This window comes from Ancylobacter sp. TW_SC_1 (assembly GCF_056836805.1).
In genome coordinates, this window is record NZ_CM166365.1 from 979425 (window position 1) to 1006009 (window position 26585).

General features: G+C 64.3%; 23 protein-coding genes and 1 pseudogene. 15 read left to right on the plus strand and 9 right to left on the minus strand.

What is annotated here, in order from left to right; genetic code table 11:
* Positions 1 to 43: 43 nt before the first annotated feature.
* Positions 44 to 1753 (minus strand): trimethylamine N-oxide permease, encoded by a 1710-nt coding sequence (locus AC1PZ7_RS04560; RefSeq protein ID WP_482358325.1) that lies wholly within the window; start codon positions 1751 to 1753, stop codon positions 44 to 46.
* Positions 1754 to 2030: 277 nt separating this feature from the next.
* Here AC1PZ7_RS04560 and AC1PZ7_RS04565 point away from each other — a divergent pair, with 277 nt between their 5' ends.
* A complete protein-coding gene (locus tag AC1PZ7_RS04565; protein WP_482358326.1) occupies positions 2031 to 2690 on the plus strand; it encodes a helix-turn-helix domain-containing protein in 660 nt (219 codons plus the stop codon).
* Between the two features lie 118 nt (positions 2691 to 2808).
* Here AC1PZ7_RS04565 and AC1PZ7_RS04570 read toward each other — a convergent pair whose 3' ends face one another.
* Genes AC1PZ7_RS04570 through glnT form a run of 4 tightly spaced genes read right to left on the minus strand, consistent with a single transcriptional unit; the run spans position 2809 to position 7137 of the window.
* Positions 2809 to 4137: an FMN-binding glutamate synthase family protein gene (locus AC1PZ7_RS04570; protein WP_482358327.1), complete on the minus strand. Its 1329-nt coding sequence runs from the start codon at positions 4135 to 4137 to the stop codon at positions 2809 to 2811.
* Positions 4137 to 4826: a protein glxC gene (locus AC1PZ7_RS04575; RefSeq protein ID WP_482358328.1), complete on the minus strand. Its 690-nt coding sequence runs from the start codon at positions 4824 to 4826 to the stop codon at positions 4137 to 4139. The genes AC1PZ7_RS04570 and AC1PZ7_RS04575 overlap by 1 nt, the downstream gene beginning before the upstream one ends.
* A 1-nt stretch (position 4827) precedes the next feature.
* On the minus strand, positions 4828 to 5724 hold the full coding sequence (locus AC1PZ7_RS04580; RefSeq protein WP_482358329.1) for a class II glutamine amidotransferase: 897 nt from the start codon (positions 5722 to 5724) through the stop codon (positions 4828 to 4830).
* A gap of 27 nt (positions 5725 to 5751) precedes the next feature.
* A complete protein-coding gene (gene glnT, locus AC1PZ7_RS04585; RefSeq protein WP_482358330.1) occupies positions 5752 to 7137 on the minus strand; it encodes a type III glutamate--ammonia ligase in 1386 nt (461 codons plus the stop codon).
* Between the two features lie 185 nt (positions 7138 to 7322).
* Here glnT and AC1PZ7_RS04590 point away from each other — a divergent pair, with 185 nt between their 5' ends.
* Both AC1PZ7_RS04590 and AC1PZ7_RS04595 read left to right on the plus strand, forming a co-directional pair.
* Positions 7323 to 8672, plus strand: coding sequence for an NAD(P)/FAD-dependent oxidoreductase (locus tag AC1PZ7_RS04590; protein WP_482358331.1), 1350 nt, complete (start codon positions 7323 to 7325; stop codon positions 8670 to 8672).
* 11 nt (positions 8673 to 8683) lie between these two features.
* Entirely contained in the window at positions 8684 to 9100 is a 417-nt protein-coding gene (locus AC1PZ7_RS04595; RefSeq protein ID WP_482358332.1) for a Rid family hydrolase, read from the plus strand.
* Positions 9101 to 9457: 357 nt separating this feature from the next.
* On the opposite strand, the pseudogene AC1PZ7_RS04600 reads toward AC1PZ7_RS04595, so the two are convergent.
* The 3 genes and pseudogenes from AC1PZ7_RS04600 to AC1PZ7_RS04610 all read right to left on the minus strand — a co-directional run.
* A pseudogene (locus AC1PZ7_RS04600) lies at positions 9458 to 10089 on the minus strand (IS3 family transposase); the annotation flags it as partial.
* Positions 10090 to 10368: 279 nt separating this feature from the next.
* Positions 10369 to 13194 (minus strand): cation-translocating P-type ATPase, encoded by a 2826-nt coding sequence (locus AC1PZ7_RS04605; protein ID WP_482358333.1) that lies wholly within the window; start codon positions 13192 to 13194, stop codon positions 10369 to 10371.
* A 1-nt stretch (position 13195) separates the two neighbouring features.
* Entirely contained in the window at positions 13196 to 13639 is a 444-nt protein-coding gene (locus AC1PZ7_RS04610; RefSeq protein ID WP_482358334.1) for a hypothetical protein, read from the minus strand.
* 47 nt (positions 13640 to 13686) lie between these two features.
* Here AC1PZ7_RS04610 and AC1PZ7_RS04615 point away from each other — a divergent pair, with 47 nt between their 5' ends.
* From AC1PZ7_RS04615 to AC1PZ7_RS04625, 3 genes are read left to right on the plus strand one after another with little or no spacing between them, the layout of a single operon-like run.
* A complete protein-coding gene (locus AC1PZ7_RS04615) occupies positions 13687 to 15042 on the plus strand; it encodes an efflux RND transporter periplasmic adaptor subunit (protein ID WP_482358335.1) in 1356 nt (451 codons plus the stop codon).
* Positions 15039 to 16265, plus strand: coding sequence for an ABC transporter permease (locus tag AC1PZ7_RS04620; RefSeq protein WP_482358336.1), 1227 nt, complete (start codon positions 15039 to 15041; stop codon positions 16263 to 16265). Before AC1PZ7_RS04615 ends, AC1PZ7_RS04620 begins: the two co-directional genes overlap by 4 nt.
* Positions 16258 to 16959, plus strand: a complete 702-nt coding sequence (locus AC1PZ7_RS04625; RefSeq protein ID WP_482358337.1) for an ABC transporter ATP-binding protein — start codon at positions 16258 to 16260, stop codon at positions 16957 to 16959. Before AC1PZ7_RS04620 ends, AC1PZ7_RS04625 begins: the two co-directional genes overlap by 8 nt.
* Here AC1PZ7_RS04625 and AC1PZ7_RS04630 read toward each other — a convergent pair.
* On the minus strand, positions 16942 to 17271 hold the full coding sequence (locus AC1PZ7_RS04630; RefSeq protein WP_482358338.1) for a conjugal transfer protein TraD: 330 nt from the start codon (positions 17269 to 17271) through the stop codon (positions 16942 to 16944). The two genes, AC1PZ7_RS04625 and AC1PZ7_RS04630, sit on opposite strands and share 18 nt — an antisense overlap.
* 172 nt (positions 17272 to 17443) lie before the next feature.
* Between AC1PZ7_RS04630 and traA the strand changes: the two genes are divergently transcribed.
* From traA to larB, 9 genes are all read left to right on the plus strand, one after another.
* The gene (gene traA / locus AC1PZ7_RS04635; RefSeq protein WP_482358339.1) at positions 17444 to 20413 is read left to right on the plus strand and encodes a Ti-type conjugative transfer relaxase TraA; all 2970 of its coding nucleotides are present in this window, start codon (positions 17444 to 17446) and stop codon (positions 20411 to 20413) included.
* 119 nt (positions 20414 to 20532) lie between these two features.
* The gene (locus AC1PZ7_RS04640; RefSeq protein ID WP_482358340.1) at positions 20533 to 20754 is read left to right on the plus strand and encodes a helix-turn-helix transcriptional regulator; all 222 of its coding nucleotides are present in this window, start codon (positions 20533 to 20535) and stop codon (positions 20752 to 20754) included.
* A 458-nt stretch (positions 20755 to 21212) separates the two neighbouring features.
* Positions 21213 to 21458: a type II toxin-antitoxin system Phd/YefM family antitoxin gene (locus AC1PZ7_RS04645; RefSeq protein WP_482358341.1), complete on the plus strand. Its 246-nt coding sequence runs from the start codon at positions 21213 to 21215 to the stop codon at positions 21456 to 21458.
* Positions 21455 to 21895 (plus strand): PIN domain-containing protein, encoded by a 441-nt coding sequence (locus AC1PZ7_RS04650; RefSeq protein ID WP_482358342.1) that lies wholly within the window; start codon positions 21455 to 21457, stop codon positions 21893 to 21895. The genes AC1PZ7_RS04645 and AC1PZ7_RS04650 overlap by 4 nt, the downstream gene beginning before the upstream one ends.
* A 138-nt stretch (positions 21896 to 22033) precedes the next feature.
* Positions 22034 to 22267: a hypothetical protein gene (locus AC1PZ7_RS04655; RefSeq protein ID WP_482358343.1), complete on the plus strand. Its 234-nt coding sequence runs from the start codon at positions 22034 to 22036 to the stop codon at positions 22265 to 22267.
* 14 nt (positions 22268 to 22281) lie between these two features.
* On the plus strand, positions 22282 to 23973 hold the full coding sequence (locus AC1PZ7_RS04660) for a recombinase family protein (protein ID WP_482358344.1): 1692 nt from the start codon (positions 22282 to 22284) through the stop codon (positions 23971 to 23973).
* Positions 23974 to 24004: 31 nt separating this feature from the next.
* Positions 24005 to 25048 (plus strand): nickel pincer cofactor biosynthesis protein LarC, encoded by a 1044-nt coding sequence (larC, locus tag AC1PZ7_RS04665; RefSeq protein WP_482358345.1) that lies wholly within the window; start codon positions 24005 to 24007, stop codon positions 25046 to 25048.
* Entirely contained in the window at positions 25041 to 25835 is a 795-nt protein-coding gene (larE, locus tag AC1PZ7_RS04670; protein WP_482358346.1) for an ATP-dependent sacrificial sulfur transferase LarE, read from the plus strand. Before larC ends, larE begins: the two co-directional genes overlap by 8 nt.
* Positions 25836 to 25838: 3 nt before the next feature.
* Positions 25839 to 26519, plus strand: coding sequence for a nickel pincer cofactor biosynthesis protein LarB (gene larB / locus AC1PZ7_RS04675; protein ID WP_482358347.1), 681 nt, complete (start codon positions 25839 to 25841; stop codon positions 26517 to 26519).
* Positions 26520 to 26585: the final 66 nt, after the last annotated feature.

Consider the following 26585-nt stretch of genomic DNA (forward strand, 5'->3'; position numbering starts at 1 on the left):
GTGCGGCGGACGACCGCGCGGGGGTGCCGCGCGGAACCGATACTCATGCGGGCGGAAGCTGGAAGTAGTAGTGACCGAATAGGATCACTCCAGCGCCCAGAGCGAGCGTGAGATACGGCAGAATGCCGGCCCGCCGTTCACCCAAGTCCTGTCCCTTCAGATCAAGATCCAGCAACATATGGTCGGGGAAGCGTCCCTTGTCCTGGACATAATGCCGGTAAAGGAAGACGGGAATGATGAGGAGTGCAAAAACAAGCCCGTACCAAAGCGCATTGGGATTGCCCCACACTTTGGCGCCTGCCCCCATGAAAAGCAGATTCACGAAGCCCAGCACCGCGTTGAACGCCACCAGCCAGTTCGGCGCGCGGTATGGGCGCGGAATCTTCGGACTGTCGATGCGATGGATCCAGGTAGCTTGTAGGTTCAGAAAAATGAATAGCATATAGCCGACGTTGGAGATGGACAGAATTAAGTAATATGCGCTCGCATCCGAGGCTGCGAACGTGAGCAAACCCAGGTTGAAGACGAGGTCCGTCCACAAGGCTCTGGTGGGCGCGCCATTTTTATTGGTGTGAGCGAGGTAGTTGGGCAGCCAGCCATCGACGCCACCTTGATAGAGGGTACGTGAAGAACCGGCCATGGCCATCATGATGGCCAAGATCAGCGCCAGGATCATCATCATTTCGAGCAGATGCGTAATAATTGCGGAGCCACCGCCGACCATTTCGCCCATTGCGGCGGCGACACCGGTACCGTCCACGATGCCCGGCTGGGTCATACCCTCAAGTCCGAGATAGCCTTGAAAGGTCGCGGCCACCAATGTGTAGAGCACCACGCACAGCAGCCCCGCGCTGATGATGGACGTCTTGGTGTCGCTTGCCGGATTTTTGAACTCGCGGGTGTAGCAGACGGCGGTTTCGAACGCGTAGGTGGACCAGCCCGCAATGAAGAGCGCGCCGAAGAATTGGGTCCAGCCACCATTATTCCACTCCCCCGTGGGGGGTAGGAGCGGAACGTAATTATCGTAATGGACGCTGCCGTTGAGGAAGGGAACGATACCCACAATCAGCATGGGAATGACCACCAACAGGCCAATCCACATCTGCACTCGCGCCGTGCCGAGAATGCCACGATGTTGGATGGCGAAGGCGACCAGCATCAAGATTGCGCCGATGAAGAAGGTGGCGCCAATCTCGATATTGGCCATTCCGAACAAGGAGAAGCTGACCAGCTTGAAAGAACGCAGGGCCGGTGTGCCGGCCTCGGCCAGCGCGGCGATGGCGATCTTTGTCGCGTCCTCCAAACTCTTGCCATCAATGGCGGCGGCATGAGACGCCATTTTGAGCCAGGCGCCCACTTCTGCGGATTCCGCGGTGAACACCGGAATTGGCGCGATGGCATTCAGGATATATCCGGCCGCGATAGCGCAACCGAGGGAGAGCACGGGCGACCAGGCAAACCAATTGCACCACACTGAGAGCGGAGCGGTGAGCTTGCTGTAGCGCAGCCACGCCGCCGCGCCATAGACGGCCGCGCCGCCCGACTTATTAGCGAACAAGCCGCCGATCTCGGCATAGCTGTAGGCTTGGCTCAGGCCCATGAGCACCGATATCGCCCAGACCAGGAATGCCAATTTTCCAGCGGTGGCGCCCATGCCACCGATTGATATCAAGACCAGGGCGGGAACACCGCTGGCGATCCAGAATGCCCCCTTCCAATCGATGGTCCTGTGCAGACCCTCGACTTCCCGCATGGAGCTTTTTCCGCTCCCGTTAACGTCTGACACGATGGACATAGGCCGACCCCTTCAGAAGACTCTGACATTTATGGAAAGGTTGTTTTTGCATATTATGCATTATTTTTGCATGCATTTGATGCACATTTTTTTACCCTCCGCAACATCCTTCTGAGGTCGGCGAGACTATTTTTCAGTCTCTGCAGACACTGAGAGATTCACAGGCTCTTACCAAAGTCGAATGAACCCGCTATGCTTCGGTTGCTTACGTAACGTCGGTGCAGGGATCAGAAGAATGGCAATGAAGGCGAAGGGGGCTGCCCGAACACGAGTATCGAGCAAGAGCGCGGTTGATCAGCAGGGCCCATCAGAACAATCTGCCGCGCGGGTGCCTCTGGAGAAACGGATCGGCGTTGTTTTGCGCAACCGGCGCGCGGCCGCCAAACTCACCTTGGCGGAAGTGAGTACCGGAGCCGGAATTTCCAGCGCCATGCTGAGCCGAATCGAGAACGGCGCGGCCACCGCGAGCCTTGATTCCCTCGAACGGGTCTGCGAGGCCCTCGGCATCGGCATGGCCGACCTGTTTCAGGAAACCGACCAACAGAACGGCATGGCACAGCTCATCAAGCGCAGCGACCAGATGGAGGTCGTTCGCGTGGGCACCAAGCACGGCCATACTTATAAACTGCTGTCCTATGATCGCGGACCTAGAAAGATCTTTGAGCCTTTCTTCATCGAGATGGATAAAAAGAGCCAGTCCTGGCCGCGCTTTTCGCACCCTGGAACGGAATTCATCTACATGCTGCAAGGACGCATGGAGTATCGATTTGGAGATCACACCTATGTTCTGGAACCCGGTGATGCCTTCACCTTTTCCGGAAATGTGGTGCACGGGCCAGAGCGCATTTTCGACGAACGTGCGAAATTTCTCTGCATAATCATTTATAATGAGTAGGTAAGCCGTGGGGAGAGCGGGATAACCCGCTCTCCGTTCGTGCGATCCGTACAGCCTTCCCGGCGCGCCTTTCCTGGACGCAAAACCCGCCAGGCTCATGCAGCGGGAGCAGCGTGGATTAGAAGCGCTGGCCGGGAATCCACTCGGTTCCGGCGAGCGGCACCCGGGCCATGGCAGCGGCCTCTATGGTGAGGGCCACAAGGTCCTCCGGCTCCAGATTATGCAGGTGGTTCTTGCCGCATGCGCGCGCCAGCGTTTGCGCCTCAAGGGTCATCACCTTGAGATAATTGGCGAGCCGATGGCCGGCCTTGACCGGATCGAGCCGCGCGGACAACTCCGGCGTCTGGGTCGTGATGCCGGCAGGATCCTTGCCCTCGTGCCAATCGTCATAGGCGCCTGCAGTGGTGCCGAGCTTTTCATACTCGCCTTCCCACCTGGGATCATTGTCGCCGAGGGCGACCAGAGCCGCGGTGCCGATGGCGACGGCATCAGCACCGAGCGCCATAGCCTTGGCCACATCCGCACCGTTGCGGATGCCGCCGGAGACGATGAGCTGCACCTTGCGATGCATGCCGAGGTCCTGCAACGCCTGCACCGCCGGGCGAATGGCCGAGAGCAGGGGAATGCCCACATGCTCAATGAACACTTCCTGCGTCGCAGCCGTGCCGCCCTGCATGCCGTCCAGAACGATCACATCGGCACCGGACTTCACGGCCAGCGCCGTGTCATAATAAGGCCGGCTGGCCCCGATCTTGAGATAGATCGGCTTTTCCCAATTGGTGATTTCACGCAGCTCATGGATCTTGATTTCAAGGTCGTCGGCGCCGGTCCAGTCGGGGTGGCGACAGGCCGAACGCTGGTCGATGCCCTTGGGCAAGGTGCGCATTTCCGCCACGCGATCGGAAATCTTCTGGCCCAGCAGCATGCCGCCGCCACCGGGCTTGGCTCCCTGGCCGATGACGATTTCGATGGCATCGGCCCGCCGCAGATCATCGGGATTCATGCCGTAGCGCGAGGGCAGATACTGATAGACGAGATATTTTGATTGCCCCCGCTCCTCCGGAGTCATGCCGCCATCGCCCGTGGTGGTGGAGGTTCCGGCAAGGCTGGCGCCCCGTCCCAGAGCTTCCTTCGCCTGGGCCGACAGTGAGCCAAAGCTCATGCCGGCGATGGTGATGGGAATGGAGAGCCGCAGCGGGTTCTTGGCGAAGCGCCCACCCAGCGTCACATCGGTCCCGCACTTCTCCCGATAGCCTTCGAGCGGGTAGCGCGTCATGGACGCGCCCAGCAACAGAAGATCGTCAAAGTTCGGCAGCTTGCGCTTTGATCCGCCTCCCCGGATATCATAAATGCCGGTCGCCGCAGCGCGCCGAATTTCAGAGAGCGTATAGTCATCGAACGTATGAGACTTACGCGGCGTTGTGGGGATCCAGTCCTTTTCGCTCATCAGTAAGCATCCACGTTGTCGATGTTGAAGTTATATAAGTTGCGCGCGGAGCCGTAGCGCCGGAACTCGCCCACATCCACGTTTCCCGCCTCGCCTGAGGCCTCAAGCAAACGGTAGAGCTCCGCGCGATGCTCTTCGCGCATGGCCTTTTCAATGCAATCCGCGCCGAGGCCGGCCACCGGTCCGCGCACATAAAGGCGTGCCTCATAGAGGCTGTCACCGAGCGCCTCACCCGCCTCCCCGAACACCACCATGCGGCCGGACTGACCCATGAAGGCGGAGAGATGGCCGATGGAGCCTTTCACGACGATATCGATTCCCTTCATGGAAATGCCGCAGCGGGCGGAGGCATTGCCGTCGACGATGAGCAGACCGCCGCGCCCGGTGGCACCGGCCGATTGGCTGGCGTCACCCTTTACATGAATGAGGCCGCTTATCATGTTCTCGCCGACACCCTGGCCGGCGCTGCCTTCCACCACGATGGTGGCGTGCTTGTTCATGCCGCCGCAAAAATAGCCGACCGGCCCATCGATGGTGATGGAGACCGGCGCATCCACGCCGGCCGCAACCGCGTGCTCGCCGGAGGGGTTGAGAATGGTCCAACTGGTTTCGTTGGTGTCCGCCCGCAGCTTCTGCAGGGCGGCGTTCAGCTCCCTGAGAGAGGTCTTTGCAAGATCAACGACGGGCATATCACGCGTGCTCCCAGAAATAGACCGTGGCCGGCTTCGGTTCCCACACCCGCGCGGTGGCGATATCGGGCAGGCAGGTGAGGCTTTTGAATTCGGACGCGAAGGCCACGTAACGGTCGGTCTCGGCCATCACCGCAGGCTTGCAGGCGATGGGATCGCGCAGCACGCTGAAGCCATTCTCGGTGCCCACCACGAAGGTGAAGAATCCGTCGAGATCATCGAGACTTGAGGTCAGCGCCTCGCCCAGGGTTTCGCCATCCCGCATCTTCTTGGTGAGATAAGCGGCGGCGACCTCGCTATCATTTTCGGTCCGGATCGTGATTCCGTCCCGCTTCAGCTCGCGGCGGAGCGAGGAATGGTTGGAAATGGAGCCATTGTGCACCAGGCATTGGTCGGCACCGGTGGAAAACGGATGGGCGCCATTGGTGGTCACCGCGGATTCTGTCGCCATGCGGGTATGCGAGATGCCGTGGGTGCCCTCCATTTCAGCGATGTCGAAGGCTTTCGCCACATCATCGGGGTAGCCCACCTCCTTATAGATTTCGAGCCGGTTTCCCGCGCTCATCACGGTGGCTTGCGGGGCATGGGCGGCGAGCCAGTCTTCCGCGCGTGCCACGTCCTGCGGCGCGAGCGTCACCACGGCGTGGGTATGACGGGTCGCAACGCGCGTACCATGACCCAGTTCGTCCGCAAGACGGCCGGCAAGCTCAGCGATATCGGTGCCCTCGGGCGCTGAGAAGGTGAGCTTGGAGAAACCCGGCGTGCTGTCGCGATAGATGGCGAACCCCGCTGAATCCGGCCCGCGGCTGCATAGGCTGGACGTCATTTGGGCGAGCAAGCGCCCAAGCTCGGGTTCGAGTGTGGGATCCTTGATGAAGAGGCCAGCGATTCCGCACATGGGCGGGGTCCTTCCAGTTCGTGTGGTTCAGAAGAAGGTGAGGTATTGGCGGGTTTCCCAGTCGGAGACGTGGCGGTGGTAATCCGCCCACTCGTCCCGCTTGAGGCCCACGAATTCGTCGAGAAAATCGGCGCCGAGCGCGGTGCGGAACAAATCGCTGGCGGCAAGATCCTCAATCGCCTCGCTGAGATTTTGTGGCAGCATGTCGATGCCGCGCGCGGCCACCTCCGCCGGGGTTAAGGCGTAGAAGTTCACATTGTGCGGGGCGCCGGGATCGAGCTTGCGGTCGACACCGTCCAAACCGGCTGCGATCAGCGCCGCCTGGGCGAGATAAGGATTCATGCCGGAATCGCCGACTCGGATCTCGATCCGCCCATAGGGAACGCGGACCATAGCGGTGCGATTATTGTCGCCATAAGCAACAAACACTGGCGCCCAAGTCGTGCCGGAGGCGGTCCGCCCCACCACTAGGCGCTTATAGGAATTGACCGAAGGCGCCAGCAGAGCGGTGAGCGGCCGGGCGTGAGCAAGAATGCCGGCGGTGAAGTGATAGGCAAGCTGCGACAGGCCGAGCCCTTTGGGATCGGCGGCATCGTGGAAGATGTTGCGGCCATTTTCATCGGCGAGCGAGCAGTGAATATGCATGCCGTTGCCGGTCATGGAGCTTTTCGGCTTCGGCATGAAGGAGCAGATGGCACCGAGCTCATGGGCGACTTCCGCCGACACCATCTTGAACAAAGTAATATTGTCGGCGGAATTCAGCGCATCTGAATAGTTGAAATTGATCTCATATTGCCCGTTCGCGTCCTCATGATCGATCTGATAGACGTCGATACCTACCGCCTTCAGACTTTCCGTCACCCGCTCCAAAAACTCCCGCGCGCGGGAGAGGCCGCGATAGTCGTAAGCCGGCTTGCGCAGGGTATCCGTGGCATCGAAGGGTCGGACCGTGCCGTCCGTAGTGCGCTCGAACAGGCTGAATTCCGGTTCGATGCCGGTGTTGAGAACCCAGCCCCGTTCGCTCAGGCGCGCAACCTGCATCTTCAACATGTTGCGGGTATCCACCGCATGCATGCGGCCGGATACAAGTCCGGTCCCCATCATGCGGGCATATCCGGGCGCCCATGGTAGCAACTTTAAGGTTTCGAGGTCTCCCCGCACGATATACTCGGCCTCATGGGGTGCAAGACGCAACCCGAAGACACCGCCACCCGCAAAGCCAACACCATCGGTGACAAGTTCGTCCAGATGGTCAACCGGAACCGCCTTACTCTTTGCTGTTCCATAGATATCGACAAATTGGGCTAGCACATAGCGCACCTTATGCGCGCTCAAAAACGCCTTTGCCCCTTCGATATCGAGACTTTCCGGCGTTGCGAGCTCGCCGGGCGCCAAACTCCATTGCTCGGTCATGAGTGAACTCTTCCCCTGAATGATTCGTCTATTTGGACGTCTTCTGGCTGGTTTCCGGATCCAACGCTTTGCCGCTTATCCGCTCCGGGTATTCTCCGAGTACAAGGAACTTGCATGATATGCAACATCTTTGTATGAAACGCACACCGTCCCGGCGAGCGCGGCGGAGCAAGAGGCACAGGACGATGCGCAACGTTGCGGCACACCCCACACTCGGCGCGCTGGCAGGCGGGCGCGACCTTTCAGGGGCAGCCCTTGCATACCGACCGTTCTGGTGGGAGGCCGCCCCAAGAACCGCCACCGCGCCCAGACAATTGCCGGCGGTGGTCGATGTGGTCATCGTGGGCTCCGGCTTCTCCGGCCTCTCCGCCGCTCTCACCCTCTTGCGCGCCGGACGGCAACCTTTGGTGCTGGAACGTGATGTTCCAGGCTTTGGCGCCAGCACCCGCAATGGCGGTCAGATCGGCAGCGGCAACCAGAAGTTCCGCGTTCAGCATCTCATCGCATTGCGAGGGCGCGCCAAGGCAGAGGCGCTGCTGCGCGAAGGTGTCTTGATGCTTGACTACATTGCGGAGCTGATCTCGGCCGAAGGCATCAGTTGCGCCTTCTCCCGCTGCGGCCGCTTCCGCGGCGCCATCCGCCCGGAGCATTACGAGGCGATGGCGCGGGATATGGACGACCTGAGAGCCCTTGTGGGGGTCAAGAGCTTCATGGTGCCGCGGGCCGAGCAGCATCGCGAAGTCGGAACCGATCTCTTCCACGGCGGCTCAGTTCTTCCCGGTGACGCGAGCCTACATCCCGGCCTCTATCACGCCGGCCTGATGCGTCGGATCAGCGAGTTGGGCGGGGCCGTCGAAGGCGGGGCCGGTGTCACCGGAATCACCGCTGAAAAGGGCGGCTTCACCGTTGCGACCGCGCGCGGCACAGTGTCCTGCCAATCGGTCATCATCGCCACAAATGGCTATACGGACAATCTGCTGCCGGAGCTTGGGCGGCGCATCGTGCCGGTCGGTTCCGCCTTGATCGCAACCGGCGAGATTCCCGAGGCCCGCTTCGCAGCATTGATGCCCACCGGCCGCATGTATGGAAACACGAACCGCGTCTTTTCCTATTTCCGTGCCGCGCCGGACGAACGGCGGATCGTGTGGGGTGGGCGCGTGGGGCGCTTATCCAATCCCCGTTCTCCAGCCGCCTACGGCCATCTTGCCCGCGATCTCCTGGCCACATTCCCGGAGCTTGCGGATATCCCCGTGAGCCACGCCTGGGATGGACAGATCGGCTACACCTATGACGAGATGCCTCATCTTGGCCGCACGCGCACGGGCATTCATTACGTCATCGGCTATTGCGGCACCGGCGTCTCCCGCTCCACCTATTTCGGCCACAAGATCGCATTGCAGCTGATCGGCTCCACGCAGGGCCGTACCGCCTTCGACGATCTCGCCTTCCCAGCCTATCCCGCCCCCCCAATCGCCCGGCGTGCCGTTCCGGTCGTAGAGACCTGGTACCGCCTACGCGACAAATTTAACTTCTGAAGGACAGTTTCATGATCCACGATACCCTGGTCGAGCGCCGCAACATCTCTTCCGGCGGCGCGTATGAAAGTATTTTCGGATATTCGCGCGCCGTACGTATGGGTGCAGATGTACACGTCTCCGGCACCTGCGCGCCCGCAGGTCATGAAGAGAGTGACGCCTACACCCAGACGCGGGCAGCCCTCGCCATCATTGAGTCCGCTCTGGCCGAGGCAGGGGCCGGTCTGGAACATGTGGTGCGCACGGTGGTCTATGTGCGCGACATGGTTGACGCTGACGCGGTGGCCCGGGGCCATCTGGAGAGCTTCGATGCCGTGCGCCCGGCAAGCACGCTGGTGCAGATCACATCCATGCTGCGGCCATGGCAGAAGGTGGAGATCGAGGTCTACGCCAAGGTCTGCGGCGCTGACGCTGTGCGGGCGATTTGAGTCGATCGAACGAAACACAGGCTGCGGTCGGTAATCTTTTGGCAGGGCGCTGAAATAGCACACTGCTTGATGCACTTTGAACTGGGCTCCATGCCTCACCGCTCGCCGGTCGGACGCACCGCAGGACACGCGCGACATTCACCCCAACATCGCCGAAACCTACCGCCGCAGGATCGAGCGACTGACCGCCGCGCTCGCTCATCCCGACGACGCCTTGGAAGCTGCCGACGCGCTGCGCGGTCGGTCTCGGTCAAAACCTGCCCGATGTTGATTTCCACTGAGAAGTGGCCCAGGTTGATGGTGTTCGGCGGTCAGTTGGCGGTCAAGTTTCGGGGCTTCTCCTTTGTGGGCTTGGTTGGGATATTCCGGCCGTAGCCGCACGCAGGACCCGTCATTGAGCCAGAGCCGGCCTTTCTTCGGCTGCTTGTGCGGCACCTTGAGCCCCTCCCGCCGCCAGATCCGCTCCACCCGCTTGACGTTCACCGCCCACCCGGCGGCATGCAGCAAGGCCGTGATCCGGCGATAGCCATAGCGTCCGTACCGGGTGGCGAGTTCGACGATGTCCGCGGTCAGGGCCGCCTCGTCGGCACGGCCCACCGGCACCTTGCGTTGGGTCGATCGATGTTGCCCCAGAACCCGGCACGCCAGCCGTTCCGACACGCCGAGCTTGCTCACGACGTGTTCGACGCAGCGACGGCGCCGGGCGGGGCTTAGAAGTTTCCCGCCGCAGCTTCCTTCAGGATCAGCTTCTCGAGCGTCAGATCCGAGACCGCCTTGCGCAGCCGCTCGTTCTCCTTCTCGAGTTCCTTCAGCCGCTTGACCTGGTCGCTCTTCAGCCCGCCAAACTCCTTGCGCCAGCGGCAATATGTGAACGCCGTCACCCCGATCGCCCGGATCATTTCGGCAACAGGGCGCCCCTGCGACACCAGAACGTCGACCTGCCGAAGCTTCGCGACGATCTCTTCCGGCTTGTGCTTCTTCCGCGCCATGGCGCCATCCTCCAAACGCCCGAAAGCCTACTTCACGGAGGACCACTTTCCAGCGGGCTGGCCAGTACGTCACGCATTGTCACCGCCGCCTTCGTTCTAAAAATCTGCCAAAGTAGTGCTAGGGCCGCTGCCACAGATGCCGGTGGCGCTGCCGTCCTCGTGGTCGGTGAGGCCAATGAGTCGGCCCGAACTGAAACGGTCGGCGGATCGAGCGTTGCCCGCCCACGCGCTTGTCCGGCGTGTCCAGCAGCGCATTGCCATAGGTCAGCGCCAGCGTCATTATGGCCGCATAGTGCGACGCCTCAGTATCCGGCGCGTTACTATTTTGCTCAGCTCGCGCAGCCACAATACAGAACTTGAGACCGCCCCACAAAACAGCCAGTCTCCAGCGTCCAAGCTGACGGTCGAGAATGCCTGCTGGAGGAGAGGCGTGTAAACCACGCAAGCGTGCAGCAGCAGCGAAAGCGCTACCGCGCTCCAGAGCCAGCGATTGGTGAAGAGGCCATTAAATGCGGTGCGATCGTCGGACCGTGCGTTGAAAACGTTGAAGAGCTGAAACATCACTAGCGTCGTAAAGGCCATGGTCCGGCCATAGGCGAGAGTGCCTGAACCTTCGACCATCCCCCCGGGTAGCGCTGCGTCGAGCACGAACAGCGTGCCGACCGCCATGATTGCGGCGACGAGGAATATGCCGACCCACATCTGTCCAGTGATGACCCCCTCGCCGGGCGGGCGAGGCGGATGGCGCATCCCATCCTCGTCGGCGGGATCGATGCCGAGCGCCAGCGCCGGGGCGCCATCGGTGACGAGGTTGATCCAGAGGATCTGCGTCGCCAGGAGCGGGAGCACGACGCCGCCGATGGCCGCGCCGGTCAGTCCGATCACGTCGGCGAGGAGAATGCCGAAGAACATGGTCATGACCTCCCCGATGTTCGACGACAGGAGGTAGCGCAAGAACTTCCTGATGTTAGCGAAGATCGCGCGCCCCTCTTCAACAGCGGCGACGATAGTGGCGAAGTTATCGTCCGCCAGCACAATGTCGGCCGCTTCCTTGGAGACGTCGGTGCCGGTGATCCCCATGGCAACGCCGATATCGGCGGCCTTCAGTGCGGGGGCATCGTTGACGCCGTCACCCGTCATCGCCACCGTCTCACCCGCGCGCTGCAGCGCTTTGACGATCCGCAGCTTGTGCTCGGGATTGACACGCGCATAGACGGAAACCTCCTGAACCGTTCGGTCCAGTTCCGCCTTGGTCATGGCCGCGAGCTCTGCGCCGGTGACGGCGCGGCCTCCCGAGGTGATGCCAAGCTCGGCGGCGATGATCCCCGCGGTCACGGGATGATCACCGGTGATCATGATGGAGCGGATGCCCGCAGCCTGCGCCCGCGCCACCGCCTCGCGCGCTTCCTGGCGCGGCGGGTCGATCATGCCGATCAGGCCGACGAAGACGAGATCGTGCTCCACATCCTTCTCGAAGGCGTCACGGTCGGAATGGTCGGCCGGCAGCAAGCGGAAGGCGACGCCAAGCGTGCGTAGCGCCTCCTGGGCGAGCGCGTCGTTGCTCGCCATGATCTCGGCCCTGCGCGCATCGGTGAGTGCGACGGCGTCTCGACCGACAAGTTCATCGGTGCAGTGCGCGAGCAGAATATCCGGCGCGCCCTTGGTCACCATGATCAGACGCTCGGGCTGCTCGGCATCCGTGTGGACCGTGCTCATCAATTTGCGTTCGGAGGAAAACGGTACCTCGCCGACCCTTGCGAAGCGTGCATCGAGGGCCTCGGCAAGCAAGCCGGCCTTGCGCGCCGCAACGATCAGGGCGCCCTCCGTCGGGTCCCCCTGGACGAACCAATTGCCGTCGCACTCCTGCAGCACCGCGTTATTGGCCCGCTCAGCCGCCGTCAGCGCGCGCGTAAGCTCGAACTGCAAGGACTCGCCGGGCGATTGCGGCCCAATGAGCTGTATGTCGCCGTGCGGCGCATATCCGGTCCCGGACAGGTTCGCGCTGCCGCTCGCCGTCACGACCCGGCGCACCGTCATCTCGTTTCGGGTCAGCGTGCCCGTTTTGTCGGAAGCGATGACCGTCGCCGAACCGAGGGTCTCCACCGCAGCCAGTCGGCGGATGATGGCCTTATTCTTCGCCATGCGCTGCATGCCGAGCGACAGCACCGCGGTGACCACTGTCGGCAATCCCTCCGGCACCGCGGCGACGGCCAGCGCGACGCCGAGGATCAGCACGTCGAGTATCTCGGAGAAGCCGCGAATATCGCTGACGAGGAAGATTGTGCCAATCACCGCGAGGGCGATGAGAACGACGGTAACCGCCAGCGCCTTGCCGACCCGATCGAGTTCCCGCTGCAGGGGCGTGATCTCATCCGGAGCTTTTTCCAGCATGCCGGCGATCCGCCCCATGGCAGTTCGCATCCCCGTCGCGGTAACGACGGCGCTGCCATGGCCATAGACCGCCGCGGTTCCGCTGAAGACGATGTTGTGCTGGTCGCCGAGCTCGGGCGTGCCGTAGAGGACTGCGATGTCCTTCGAAACCGGCAGGCTCTCGCCGGTGAGCGCGGCTTCCAGCGTCTGCAGGGAGGTCGATTCGATCAGTCGCGCATCGGCGGGAATGGTATCACCTTCCTCCAGGAGGACGATGTCGCCGGGAACGAGCTCGGCTGCTGGGATGCGCCGCCTCTCGCCGTCGCGAATGACGGTCGAATGTGTGGCAGACATTTGCCGCAGCGCCGCCGCCGCCTGCTCCGCCCGGGCTTCCTGAATGTAGCCCATCAGGGCGTTGAGGATCACAATGGCGAAAATCGCCAGGGCCTCATATGGGAGCGCCGTGTCGCGCTCCTGCAGCCAGATCGCGGCGGAAACGATTGCCGCGGCGAGCAGCAGGAGCACCAGCACGTCGGCGAACTGATCGAGGAACTTCAGCCAATGCGAACGCGGCGGCACTGCGTCGAGTTCGTTGCGGCCATAATGCGCCAGGCGCCACGCAGCTTCCGTCCGGCTGAGGCCGGACTGGCGCTGCGTCTTCAGGATGGCGATGATCTCGTCGGCGCTTTGCCGGTATGGCTCGTCAATGAACGGGGCGGGGGACGTCGCGGACATATCACAACGATACGCGTGCGCGACGGATTGCAATAGCTTGGTTTAGCGATGTGACGATCACACCGACCCAAAGAGCAAAGCCGACGCTGATGGCCCAAAGAACTAGCGGTCCGGGAATGGAGCCGCTCATAGGCAATGAACGGCGCGGCAATAGCGGGCCGATGACGAAGCCCTTCATACCGAGCACCGAGAGGCCGCCACCGTCGATATGAGGACGGTTTAGTCCGGCGGGCGCGTTCCCCTGCCGACCAGGGGAGGGTGCTGGAGATTGTGACCCTCTCCGCATCGAGATGCCGTGGTGAAAGCCGATCAGCCTGATCCGATAACGGTGCGGATGGGGCCACCAAATGACTTCCCGCGCGGGCAGCGGATTGAGGCATGTCATGGAATAGCGCGGGCGATCAATATCATATGCAAACAATAATACGGCCTGCTGGGGCAGCACTCCTGCATCGGTAATCGTCGCTCGCGGTCGGTCCGGGACGGCGCGCCATGGTCACAGCGTTGGACAAAGGCAAGTCCTTGAATCCCGGTCCTTCTTCCGGCCAGCAACCCTGCGCCGACGACCCGACGGTCGCCAGGAGCGTCGGGGATCAGTTCCGCCGCGGGCAGGAACAGCGAGGAACTGTCGGTGGGTTCTTGCATGTCCTGTGGCGCCATAAACGGTGGATCGGCGCCGCGGCTCTTTTGTTCGCCGCCGCGGCATGGATGTTGCTGCGCTGGCTAGTCGGGCCCGAAGTCGTGCTTTACCCGGTGCTGAAGGCTGAACTGGTGCGCACCGTGGTCGCCACCGGCCATGTAGAGACGCCGTATCGTGTTGAGATCGGTAGCCAGATCACCGGCACGGTGAAGGACGTGCTGGTGGAGGAGGGGCAGACGGTGAGGCAGGGCCAAGCCCTGGTCGCGCTCGACACCACCGAGCTCGATGCCGCGGTGGTGCAAGCGCAAGGGGCGGTAGCACAAGCCGAAGCGCAAATGCGGCAGATGCAGGAATTGACGAGACCCGCCGCCGACGAGGCGCTCAAGCAGGCCCGCGCCAATCTCGACAATGCCAAATCCGCTTTCGAGCGCGCCGACCGGCTCGCCAAATCCGGAGCGGGGACCCAAGCGACGCTGGATGAGGCGATGCGCGCTGTGAATGTCGCCCAGGCCCTGACGCGCACCGCCGAACTGCAGGTCTACACATCGAGCCCGGGTGGCAGCGATTATGTCATGGCGCAGACTCAGCTCGACCAAGCGCGGGCGAATCTGGCCACTGCCCGCGCGCGACTCGGCTACGCCACCATCACCGCCCCGCGCGACGGGGTACTCATCACCCGCAGCGTCGAGCGTGGCGCCGTGGTGCAGGCGGGGACAGCGCTCCTAGTGCTCGCCCCAGCCGGAGATATCCAACTGGTCGTGCAGATCGACGAGAAGAATCTGAGCCTGCTCAAGGTAGGTGAGGATGCCCTCGCCTCCGCCGACGCCTACCCCGAGGAGCGTTTTGCAGCTACTCTTTCTTATATCAACCCATCGGTTGATATCACCCGAGCCTCGGTCGAGGTGAAGCTCACCGTGCCCGATCCGCCGGCCTATTTCCGGCAGGACATGACGGTATCCGTCGATATCGCGGTCGATCGCCGGCAGGATGCAGTGATTGTACCGGCACGGACCGTACATGAACCAACCTCCGCAGCGCCTTGGGTGCTCGTGGTGCGTGAGGGCCGCGCCCGCAATCAGCCGGTGCGCCTCGGCCTCAGAGCGGCTGATCAGGTTCAGATTCTCGAAGGTGTCCTACCTGGCGAGAAGGTCGTACCCGTGGCGGCCGGCGTGCGTGCGGGCCAGCGCATTCGTCCGGTGCAGCCATGAACCGTTGGCTGCCCTTCGAATGGATCGCCGCCTTGCGCTTCCTGGCAGAGGGCCGGATGCAGACCGCCTTCATCCTCGGCGGGGTGACCATTGGCGTGGCTGTGATCGTATTCATGTCAGCCATGCTGGCGGGGCTTCAGGCCAATTTCATCAAGCGGGTGATTACCTCCCAATCGCAGATCCAGATCCTGCCACCCGACGAAGTGGCGCGGCCGCTACGCGAGCAGCCAGGCGTGATCGAAGGCGCGATCGTGCAGAAGCCGACCCAGCGAATCCTCTCCATCGATCAATGGCAATCCATCGCCGCCGCCATGCAGGCGCGACCCGACGTGTTGGTGGTCGCTCCCACCGCTTCGGGAGCTGCCCTCGCAGTCCGGGGCGACGCCAGTCGCAGCATCTCGATCATCGGCATGGAACCCGCGCAATATTTCCAGATCGTGCGGGTGCCGGATTACATCGTGGCGGGCGAAGTGCGGCTTGGAACCGATGATATCCTCGTCGGAACCGAACTGGCCAAGAACCTCGGCGCCAGTGTGGGCGACAAGATCATTGTCACCACCGCCAACAGCGGGAGGCGGGTGCTCACGGTCACCGCCATTTTCGATTTCGGCAACAAGGGGGCGAACGAGCGCTTCGCCTATGTGGCCTTGCGAACGGCGCAGAGTCTTCTCAACCTGATCGGCGGTGCGACCAGCATCGACCTCACCGTGACGGACATCTACGCCGCCGAGGATATCGCCCGCGACATTGAGGCCATTATTCCCATCAAGGCGGACAGTTGGATCGCCACCAACGCCCAATTCTTCACTGCAGTCGGCGCTCAGCAGACCTCCAACACCCTGATTCGGCTCTTTGTGGGTCTCTCCGTTGCCTTCGGGATCGCGGCAGTGCTGGTGGTGTCGGTAATCCAGCGATCGAAGGACATCGGCATATTACGCGCCATGGGCACGTCGCGAGGCCGAATCTTGAGGGTCTTCCTGATCCAGGGCGGCGTACTCGGCTTCGCGGGTTCGGTTTTGGGATCGGCGCTCGGTGCTGGAGCGCTCATCCTCTGGCATCGCTGGTTGCGCCAGGTTGATGGCTCGGAACTGTTCCCGCTGATCCTGGACCCCAGCCTGTTCGTCGCCTCGGCGATGCTCGCCACGGTAACCGGTGTCCTCGCCGGTCTGGCTCCCGCGCTCAGAGCGGCTCGGCTCGATCCTGTGGAGGCGATTCGTGGCTGACGTATTGGTTCTGGAGGCAGTCCGGAAATCCTACGCCATCGGCACGCCGGTCGAAACCGAGGTTCTGCACGGCATCGACCTTTCCGTGCGGGCCGGCGAGTTCGTCGCGTTGATCGGGCCGTCCGGGTCCGGAAAGAGTACGCTTCTCAACATCATCGGGCTTCTCGACAGCCCGACCTCCGGTCGGCTGTTCATCAATGGGGTCGATACGATGGAACTCGGCGATGCCGAGCGCACAAGGCTGCGCCGCCATGCCGTCGGCTTCGTGTTTCAGCATCACTATCTGATCTCTGCCTTCACAGCAGTCGAGAACGTGATGATGCCGATGCTGGTCGACAAAGGCCGCGCTGACCGGCAGATGGAGCGCCGGGCGGACGAACTTCTGGAGTGGATGGGCCTCAGCAGATGGCGGAATAACCGTGCCACCAATATGTCCGGAGGCCAGCAGCAGCGTGTCGCCGTGGCGCGGGCGCTCGTCATGGATCCCACGCTGGTGCTGGCCGACGAGCCCACGGGGAATCTCGACACCGCCTCCGCCGAAGGTGTCTTCGGACTGATGCGCCGCATCAACGCCGAACGGGGCACCACCTTCCTCGTCGTCACCCACAACCTCGCCCTGGCGGGACGATGCGACCGCATTATCGAGGTTGTCGATGGTCGTATCAGCACGGGACGCTTAGGCGCGCGCAATTAGTCCGGCGCTGCCCGGCAGCCTGCTGACTGATCTTGGACTCCCTTCCTTGAGGCGCATTCCAATGGCCTGCCCCCTGAAAAGTGGTCCTCCTTGAAAGAATGCTGCGCCCCGTCGTGCCCACGCCTCCTTCCGTCCGGCGTCTTTGGTCTCGGCCAGCACGAGCAGGGCGCCGGCGAGTTCCTCGGCGGTGAGCGCGTCCGCGCCGGTGGCAATCACCAGATCGCCGAGTTGCTGCACCTTGCCGGTCTTGAGCTCTCGTGCCTTGTCTTCCAGAGCCTTCAGCTCCGCGTCGAAGTCCCGTGGCTTGCGCATGGGTCTCTCCATCAGCAATCGATGGATGGATGATAGTTGAGCGGATTGCAGATGGCTGTAATGTTGCCGGGACAGACTGGGATGGCCTCGTCGCTCCCGAGATTTTTTCGAGGGAGGGCGCGCTTATACGTCGTTCCGACGTGCGCTTCGCCGTGCTGATGTTCGGATCGCGATGGCGATCTATCATCTTCACGTCAAGGTCATTGGCCGCAAGGCCGGCTCCAGTGCGGTGGCGTCCGCAGCCTACCGCTCTGCTAGTCGGCTGCGCGATGCGCGCATCGATCGCGTCCAGGACTTCTCCGGTAAACGCGGCGTCGTGCATTCCGAGGTCCTGCTGCCGGACGGGGCGCCTGAGATGTGGAGCGACCGCGAGCGGCTGTGGAACGATGTCGAAGCCTTCGAGCTGCGCAAGGACGCCCAGCTCGCCCGCGAGGTCGAGTTCGCCCTGCCGCGTGAGATGAGCCAGGCACAGGGCATCGCGCTGGCCCGTGACTTCGTTGAGGCGGAATTCGTCGATCTCGGAATGGTCGCCGATCTCAATGTGCATTGGGATGTCGATGAGGACGGCATGGCCAAGCCCCATGCCCATGTCATGCTCACCATGCGCTCGGTGGATGAGGACGGCTTCGGCCCGAAGGTGCGGGAGTGGAATGCGACTCATATGGTCGAGCGCTGGCGCGAACGCTGGGCCGCGCTCGCCAATGAGCGGCTGGCCGAGCTCGACATCGACGCGCGCATCGATCATCGCAGCCTGGAAGTCCAAGGCATCGCACTGGAGCCGCAGAGCCAGATCGGCGCGCCCGCCCAGCGCATTGAAGCGGAGGGAATCGAGGTCGCCGATCGGTCGGAGCTGCATCGCCAGATCGCGCGCGGCAATGGTGCGCGCGTCATCGCCGATCCGTCGCTGGCACTGGAGGCCATCACCCATCAGCAGTCGACCTTCACCCGGCGCGACATGGCGCGTTTTGCGCACCGCCACAGTGACGGTATTGAGCAGTTCAACGAGGTGATGGGCGCGATGGGCCGCGCCCCCGATCTCGTCGAGCTCGGCAAGGATGGACGCGGCGAAGATCGCTTCACCACCAAGGCAATGATTGAGGCCGAGCAGCGCCTGCACAAAGCTGCCGAGCTGATGGCCGAGCGCGAACGCCATTCCGTGAACGACAGGGACCGCGAAGCCGCCTTGGAGCGCGCCGAGCAGCGCGGCCTCGTTCTCTCCGCTGAGCAATCTGATGCGCTGTCGCACATCACCGGCACCCGCGATCTCGGCATCGTCGTCGGTTATGCCGGAACGGGGAAGAGCGCCATGCTGGGCGTCGCGCGCGAGGCCTGGGAGGCGGCCGGCCTGGAGGTTCGCGGCGTCGCCCTGTCCGGTATCGCGGCGGAGAATCTGGAGAGCGGATCGGGCATCACGTCCCGAACGATCGCCGGCCTGGAACATGGCTGGGGGCAAGGCCGGGATCTCCTTACATCACGCGATGTTCTGGTGATCGACGAGGCCGGCATGGTCGGCACGCGCCAGCTGGAGCGCGTGCTCTCCCATGCCGCTGACGTCGGCGCCAAGGTGGTGCTGGTTGGCGATCCGCAGCAGCTGCAATCCATCGAGGCCGGCGCCGCCTTCCGCTCGCTTGTTGAGCGCCAGGGCGGCGCAGAAATCGGTGAAGTGCGCCGCCAGCGCGCGGACTGGCAGCGCGACGCCACGCGCGACCTCGCGACTGGCAAGATCGGCGATGCGATCCAGGCCTATGAGAGGAATGGCATGGTCCATTCCTCGCAAACGCGGGAACAGGCGCGGGGCGAGTTGATCGACCGCTGGGAGCGTGACCGGCAGGCCGCACCTGACCGCAGCCGCATCATCCTCACCCACACCAATGACGAGGTGCGTGCCCTCAACCAGGCCGCCCGCGAACGCATGCGGGAAGCCGGCGATCTCGGCGAGGAGGTGCGTGTCACCGTGGAGCGCGGGGAGCGCTCAGTCGCCCGCGGCGACCGTGTCATGTTCCTGCAGAACGAACGTGGGCTCGGGGTGAAGAACGGCACGCTCGGCACTGTCGAGCAGGTCAGCGCGCAGTCCATGTCGGTGCGCACCGATGAGGGCCGATCCGTCGCCTTCGACCTGAAGGGTTACGATCGTATCGACCACGGCTATGCCGCCACCATCCACAAGGCGCAGGGCATGACGGTGGACCGCACCCATGTGCTGGCCACCCCCGGCATGGATGCCCATTCCAGCTATGTCGCGCTGTCGCGCCATCGCGACGGCATGGACCTGCATTACGGACGTGACGACTTCGCCGACGGGGAGCGCATGGTGCGTACCCTGTCGCGTGACCGGGCCAAGGACATGGCGTCGGATTACGCGCCGTCGGATCCGGCGCAGGCCTATGCCGAGCGGCGCGGCATCACCTTCCGCGAGCGGGTCGTGGAGATCGTCAGGAAGATCGTGCCGGAACAGGTGCGCGACCGGATCGGCGACATGATAGGGGGCATGCGCTCACCCGCAAACGGCACACAGACGCCAGAGCGGGCAGCGCCGGACAGGAAGGTGGCGGAAGACCCGGAGGACGCGTTGCGCAGCGCCCGCAGGCGGGCGCTTGTCCGCCACGCCCGCGCGTCCGATGCCATCATCGAAGCCAAACAACAGGGCCTTGCGCCTTCCGTCGAGCAACGGCGCGAGCTCGGTGCGGCAAGGCGCGCCTTCGATGAGGTGAGGCCCTACGGTTGGCAGGATGCGGAAGCCGCCTACAGCAGGGATAACAGCCTCGCGCGCGAAGCAAGCTCCGGCAGGATCGGCCGCGCCATCCGCGCCCTTCAGCTCGAAACCGAAATCCGCACCGGACGGGATGCCGATCCCGGCATCTCTCCTAACGTGCGCGCCGACCGCTTCGTGGAACGCTGGCAGAAGCTCGAACAGACCAGCCAGCACCAGTATCAGGCAGGTGACATGTCCGGCTACAGGGCCACGCGCGCCTCCATGGGCGACATGGCCAAAAGCCTGCAACGTGACCCGCAGATAGAATCGCTGCTTGCCAACCGCAAGCGCGAACTCGGCATCAGCGTCGAGACAGGCCGTCGTCTCGGTGACGAACTCGCCTTCACGCACGGCATCGACCTCGGCAGGGGCCGGGGCATCGGAATCTGACCCGTCCGATTTGCCGCCGTCTCTTCGCCACAGCCCTATGACGGGCTGAGCCCTCTTGCGCACCTGTCGAGGCCTGTCCTGTCTGGTCCTGGAAACAGCCAGCGGGAGGCAGGCCGGCCATGCGAGAACCAGACCGTATCATCCGTTTAAAGACCGTCCTCTCCCGAACTGGGCTGTCCCGCTCCACCATCTACCGCAAGATCGCCGAGGGCACCTTTCCCGCCCAGATCAAGATCAGCACGAACGGCGCGGGCTGGCAGGAATCCGACATCAACCGATGGATCGCCAACCCTGTCGGGTGGCGTCCGAAACGTGAGTTTGACCTCCTTGAACTCCGGTGACGTCGCTTGCGGGATCTTGGGTGGCACGCCCTTCGGGACAGCTCGATTCCGCTACGGCTTCCGCCGTAGCTTCACCGAACCCCAGACGGGTTAAGGCGTGACGATCCTTCGTGCAGCCGGCTTTCAGCCGGAACATGACGCGCATTCGCGCGAATTTCCTGTCTGTGGAGGGAACCGAGGGCTTCGCCCTTCTCTTCCCCAAACAGACTTCCGCCCACCTTCCTCCACGGCGCGTCGCGCCGTTCCGTGCAGGCGGGTCCCCGCGAAGCCTGTTTTCCCCTTCCAACCCACCGCTCGCGCGGCTCCGGGAAGCAGGCAGGGCCCGCTTTCCCATCCATCTGGGAAATGGCGGCAGCGAGGCAGAGCGCATGGTTTTGTTGGCAGAATCCTTGAAGCAGCTTGTAAAATTGCCTAATTGCAGTAATGTAGGTAATATAACTACTAGCATGGAGTCTTCGATGGAAGAAGCCGTTACGGCAGCGGATGCCAACCGCAAATTCTCCCTCATCCTGCGCAGCGTGCGCGAGGGACACAGCTATGTTGTGACCAGTCACGGGCGACCCGTGGCCCGCATCATTCCCGCCAACAAGCAAGAGAGCGTGGCTTCTGGCGCACGCGCGGCACTACTGTCGCGTCTCCAACACCAGCCCGTCGTCAATGCCGGCCGCTGGACACGCGACGAGCTTTACGAGGACGAGCGGTGAAGGTCGCTCTCGATACCAACGTCCTCGCCTATGCGGAGGGCGTCAACGATGGCGGCAAGCGCGCCATCGCCCTCGAACTGGTGCGCGACCTTCCTCAAGCGGCCGCCGTCATTCCCGTTCAGGTGCTTGGCGAACTGTTCAATGTTTTGGTGCGCAAGGCCGGCAGGTCGCGCACCGATGCGCGCGATGCCCTTCTGGCATGGCGCGATACCTTCGCGACGGTCGAGACCGCGCCCGAAGTTATGCTGGCCGCCGTCGACCTTGCGACCGACCACCGCTTCAGCATCTGGGATGCGGTCATTCTTTCAGCCGCCTCTCATGCCGGTTGTCGGTTGCTGTTGTCCGAAGACCTGCAAGACGGGTTCACATGGGGCGGGATAACGGTCGTCAATCCCTTTGCATCGCCCCGTCATCCGCTGCTGGAATCGCTATTGTAAGGACAAACCGAGTAAAGCAACCCGTCCTATGTGCCGCCGATACGTCGCCAGCGCCGCACGCTTGCGTTTTATGCCTTCACAGCCTGAATCCCGTGCCGCTTCATACCTGTTTGTCTCGAAAACAAAGCAGGAAGCGACATGGAAGAGGATACCGAACCGAGGCCGGAACGGTTCAGACCGGCCAACGACAATAGCGGTCCGCTTGGCGAGCCGAGCACGGAGACCTGGCTCAAGATCGACCGCGCGGCGCTGACACTGGCCCGCATCATCGGCCGCCGCATGGCGCGTGAGGATTTCGAGCGGCTGACCGCCGCCAACGACAACAGGCCCGACGTTTCCGAAAGCACGGAGGACGGGGCCGGCAAGGAGTGAAAGGACCGCCCCCGATGACTGCCCGTCCGACGCCGCGCGTTGCGCTCTATGCCCGTTATTCCTCCGACAACCAGCGTGACGCTTCCATTGAAGACCAGTTGCGCCAGTGCCGCGAACGCGCCGCCCGCGAGGGCTGGGCCGTCGCGGAAACCTATTCCGACCGCGCCATCTCCGGCGCTTCGCTCATCCGTTCGGGCATTCAGTCCCTGCTTGCCGACGCACAAGCCGGACGCTTCGATATCGTACTGTCCGAGGCGCTGGACCGCATCAGCCGAGATCAGGAGGACGTGGCGGGCGTCTTCAAGCGGTTGAGCTTCGCGGGTGTTCGTATCTTCACCCTCTCCGAAGGCGAGATCAACGAGCTTCATGTCGGCCTCAAGGGCACCATGAACGCCCTGTTTCTGAAGGACCTCGCCATCAAGACCCATCGCGGCATCCGGGGCCGCGTAGAAGCGGGCAAGATCGGCGGCGGCAACGCCTATGGCTATCGCGTCGTCCACCAGCTCGACGCGCGCGGCGAGCCGATCCGGGGCGAACGCGAGATCATCGAGGAGCAGGCCGAGATCATCAGGCGCATCTTCCGTGAATATGTCGCCGGCAAGGGGCCGCAACGCATCGCCGCCGATTTGAACCGCGACGGCATCGCCAGCCCCACCGGCAAGCGCTGGAACGACACCACCATTCGCGGCAACCGCATCATCAGTTCCGGCATCCTCAATTGCGAGCTTTACAACGGCGCCATCCGCTGGAACCGGCAGCGCCAGATGAAGAACCCGGACACCGGCCGCCGCGTCCTGCGTCTCAATCCCGAGAGCGAATGGATACGCACCGAGGTTCCCGAGCTTCGCATCGTACCGCAGGAGCTTTGGGACGCGGCCAAGGTCCGGCAGGACGAGTTGACCGCGCTCTATCAGAAGCAGATCGACGGTTCGCGCGCGGCCACGCGGGCGATGATTGCGAAGAATGCCGGGCTCAACGCCACCCATCGCCCGCGCACCCTGCTGTCCGGCCTCGTCTTGTGCGGCTGTTGCGGCAGCACCTACGCCCGGCGCGGGCAGGATCGCTTCGCCTGCACCAATCATGTGCTTGGCAACGGCTGCGACAATGCCCGCACCATCGCCCGCGAGGTACTGGAAGCCCGCGTGCTCACCGGCCTCAGCGAGCGCATGATGACGCCGGACATGGTAGCGGAAGCCATGCACGCCTACGCGCAAGAAACCAACCGCCTCAAACGCGAGCGCCGCCAGACGGAGGATGCCACCCGCCGCGAGCTTGCCGAGACGACCAAGGCCATTGCCGAGATCGTGCGCGTCATCGAGCAAGGTGGCTGGCACCGCGCCCTGTCCCAGCGCCTGACCGAGTTGGAGATGAAACAGGACGGCCTCACCGCCCGCCTGTCGGACGCACCGCAGGACACACACGATATTCACCCCAACATCGCCGAGACCTACCGCCGCAGGATCGAGCGACTGACCGCCGCGCTCGCTCATCCCGAAGACGCCCTGGAAGCCGCCGACGCGCTGCGCGAAGTCATCGAACGCGTCGTCGTCACTCCCGGCGAGCAACACGGCAGCTACCGCATCACCCTGCAAGGCGAGCTTGGCACGATCCTCGACTGGATCGACCGCACCGGAAAACCCGGCTACAAGCCCAATCCTGACCTGCCAACCTCTCGTTTGTCGGTCTCGGTAAAAACTCGGGCTTGACCCGGCCACCCAGGCTTCCGTGGGGGTTCTGGTGGAAGGGCTGGATCCCCGGGTCAAGCCCGGGGATGAGGGGAGCCGTGCTGGGGATGAGGGAAGCCACGGCCACCACGCCCACACGCCCCATCACGCGCACCAGCACGCCCCCGGCGCCGGCAGCTATCGCGACATGCGGGCGCGGATCGAACGCGCCGCACTGAGCGCGGGCACGGCCGGGCACGCCGCTGCCATCCTTGCCATCCTCGCCCGCGCCGAGGCGACGATCCATGGCGTGGCCATCGAGGAGGTGCATTTCCACGAAATCGCCGACTGGGATTCGCTGCTCGACGTCGTCGCCGCCGGCAGCATCGCCGGCGCGCTGGAGGGCGCGGACTGGACCGTCTCGCCCCTGCCGCTCGGCGGCGGGCTGGTGAAGACCCAGCACGGGCTGCTGCCGGTTCCGGCGCCGGCCACCGCCGCGATCCTCACCGGCTTCGACTGGCGCGACGACGGGGTTTTCGGCGAGCGCGTCACCCCAACCGGCGCCGCCATCCTCAGGCATCTGGCGCGGCCCGGCCGGCCCGCCGGTGGGCGGCTTGCCGCCTCCGGCACGGGCGCGGGCACGCGCACCTTGCCGGGACTGCCCAATGTGCTGCGCGCCCTCGTCTTCGAGGAGGTCGAGGCGAGCGGCGACCGGGTGGCGGTGATCGAGTTCGAGATCGACGACATGACCGGCGAGGAGATCGGCCAGGCCGTCGAGCGGCTGCGGGCCGAGGCGGGCGTGCTCGACGTCAGCGTCGGGCAGCGCCTCGGCAAGAAGGGCCGGCCGATGGTCTCGCTGCGCCTGCTGGTCCGGCCGCAGGAGGCCGATGCGGTGGCGCGGGCCTGCTTCGACCAGACCTCGACCCTCGGGCTGCGGCTGCGCGAGGAGCGGCGCCTGACCTTGCCGCGCGCGGCGGGCACCGCCGCCGGCGTCGCGGTCAAGCGGGCCGAGCGGCCCGGAGCGATCACCGTCAAGGCCGAGAGCGACGCGCTGACCGGGGCGACCCTCGCCGAGCGCCGGGCGGCCCGGCTGCGGGCGGAGCAGGGCGATGGATGAGGCGCGGCCGGAAGGACCGGCCGGGGCGCGGCTGGCCGCCGTTCTCGGCCGCTTCGACGCCCTCGCCGTCGCGGTGAGCGGGGGCGTCGATTCGATGACGCTCGCCACCTTCGCCCATCGCCATGGCCTGCCGGTCACGGTGATCCACGCGGTCTCTCCCGCCGTGCCGGCGGACGCGACGGCGCGGGTGCGCCGCCACGCGGCGGCGGAGGGCTGGGAGCTCGTGGTCACCGGATCGGGCGAGTTCGGGGATGCGCGCTATCGCGACAACCCCGTCGACCGCTGCTATTTCTGCAAGACCAATCTCTATGACCGCATCGCCGCGCTGACCGGGCGGCCGATCGCCTCGGGCGCCAATCTCGACGATCTCGGCGACTACCGGCCCGGACTGATCGCCGCCGCCGAGCGCCGCGTCGTGCATCCGCTGATCGAGGCGCGACTGGCCAAGCCGGACGTGCGCGCGCTGGCGCGTGGGCTCGGCCTCGCGGACGTCGCCGAGCTGCCGGCGCAGCCCTGCCTCGCCAGCCGGGTCGAGACGGGGATCGCCATCGACGCCGGCGACCTCGCCTTCGTCGAGATGGCCGAGCGGCGCCTCGCCGCGCTGACCGGCGGCGGCACCCTGCGCTGCCGCATCACCCATGAGGGCGTCGTCGTGGAACTCGGCGAGGACGCGATGGCGCGGGCGCCGGCGGTCGAGGCGGCGATGGCGGAACTGTGCGCCGGCGCGGCGCGGGTCTATGCCGGTGCGCGGCCCTACCGCCGCGGCGCGATGTTCGTCAGGACCTGAGCGATGGAATTCACCTTCGACTGGCAGCGCGCGGCCCGCGCCGGGGTGCCCGAAGCGGTGCTGTGCAGCGCCAAGACGCCGGACCAGCTCGCCGCCATTCTCGCCGAGGCCCGTCGGCGCGGCGCACGCCTTCTGCTGACACGGCTGGAGGGCCCGACCTTCGAAGCGCTAGATGCCGAGGCCAGCGCCGGGCTCGACTACGACGCCGCCTCGCGCACCGCCGTGCTCGGCGGCGGGGTGCCGCTGGTGGCGGGGGGCGTGGCGGTGGTCGCGGCCGGCACCTCCGACCTGCCGGTCGCCCGCGAGGCCGAACGCACGCTGGCCTTCTGCGGTCACGAGGCGCTGCTGGTCGCCGATGTCGGCGTCGCCGGGCTGTGGCGGCTGATGGCGCGGATCGAGGAGATCCGTGCCTGCCGGGTGGTGATCGCGGTGGCCGGCATGGAGGGCGCGCTGTTCAGCGTGCTCGGCGGCCTCGTATCGGCGCCGGTGATCGCCGTGCCGAGTTCAGTCGGCTATGGAGTAGCCGAGGGCGGCAGGGCGGCGCTCTCCTCGGCGCTGGCGAGCTGCGCGCCGGGCGTCGTCGCCGTGAACATCGACAACGGCTTCGGCGCGGCCTGCGCCGCCATCAAGATGCTCGACGCTGCCACCCCGGCCGGCACCCCGGCCGCCACACAGGCGGACTAGCGGCGCGCGGACCCGGTTTGCGGCCTGCGGCGCTTGGCGCGGGAGCGGTGGCGCCATAAGGTCCGG

Coding starts and splice junctions, on each gene's coding strand:
- AC1PZ7_RS04615 (WP_482358335.1), top strand. CDS start 13,687: ATGGTCACAGCGTTGGACAAAGGCAAGTCCTTGAATCCCGGTCCTTCT.
- AC1PZ7_RS04655 (WP_482358343.1), top strand. CDS start 22,034: ATGGAAGAGGATACCGAACCGAGGCCGGAACGGTTCAGACCGGCCAAC.
- AC1PZ7_RS04620 (WP_482358336.1), top strand. CDS start 15,039: ATGAACCGTTGGCTGCCCTTCGAATGGATCGCCGCCTTGCGCTTCCTG.
- AC1PZ7_RS04630 (WP_482358338.1), bottom strand. CDS start 17,271: ATGCGCAAGCCACGGGACTTCGACGCGGAGCTGAAGGCTCTGGAAGAC.
- AC1PZ7_RS04605 (WP_482358333.1), bottom strand. CDS start 13,194: ATGTCCGCGACGTCCCCCGCCCCGTTCATTGACGAGCCATACCGGCAA.
- AC1PZ7_RS04590 (WP_482358331.1), top strand. CDS start 7,323: ATGCGCAACGTTGCGGCACACCCCACACTCGGCGCGCTGGCAGGCGGG.
- glnT (WP_482358330.1), bottom strand. CDS start 7,137: ATGACCGAGCAATGGAGTTTGGCGCCCGGCGAGCTCGCAACGCCGGAA.
- AC1PZ7_RS04660 (WP_482358344.1), top strand. CDS start 22,282: ATGACTGCCCGTCCGACGCCGCGCGTTGCGCTCTATGCCCGTTATTCC.
- larE (WP_482358346.1), top strand. CDS start 25,041: ATGGATGAGGCGCGGCCGGAAGGACCGGCCGGGGCGCGGCTGGCCGCC.
- AC1PZ7_RS04645 (WP_482358341.1), top strand. CDS start 21,213: ATGGAAGAAGCCGTTACGGCAGCGGATGCCAACCGCAAATTCTCCCTC.
- AC1PZ7_RS04560 (WP_482358325.1), bottom strand. CDS start 1,753: ATGCGGGAAGTCGAGGGTCTGCACAGGACCATCGATTGGAAGGGGGCA.
- AC1PZ7_RS04575 (WP_482358328.1), bottom strand. CDS start 4,826: ATGCCCGTCGTTGATCTTGCAAAGACCTCTCTCAGGGAGCTGAACGCC.
- AC1PZ7_RS04640 (WP_482358340.1), top strand. CDS start 20,533: ATGCGAGAACCAGACCGTATCATCCGTTTAAAGACCGTCCTCTCCCGA.
- AC1PZ7_RS04570 (WP_482358327.1), bottom strand. CDS start 4,137: ATGAGCGAAAAGGACTGGATCCCCACAACGCCGCGTAAGTCTCATACG.
- traA (WP_482358339.1), top strand. CDS start 17,444: ATGGCGATCTATCATCTTCACGTCAAGGTCATTGGCCGCAAGGCCGGC.
- larB (WP_482358347.1), top strand. CDS start 25,839: ATGGAATTCACCTTCGACTGGCAGCGCGCGGCCCGCGCCGGGGTGCCC.
- AC1PZ7_RS04565 (WP_482358326.1), top strand. CDS start 2,031: ATGGCAATGAAGGCGAAGGGGGCTGCCCGAACACGAGTATCGAGCAAG.
- AC1PZ7_RS04595 (WP_482358332.1), top strand. CDS start 8,684: ATGATCCACGATACCCTGGTCGAGCGCCGCAACATCTCTTCCGGCGGC.
- AC1PZ7_RS04580 (WP_482358329.1), bottom strand. CDS start 5,724: ATGTGCGGAATCGCTGGCCTCTTCATCAAGGATCCCACACTCGAACCC.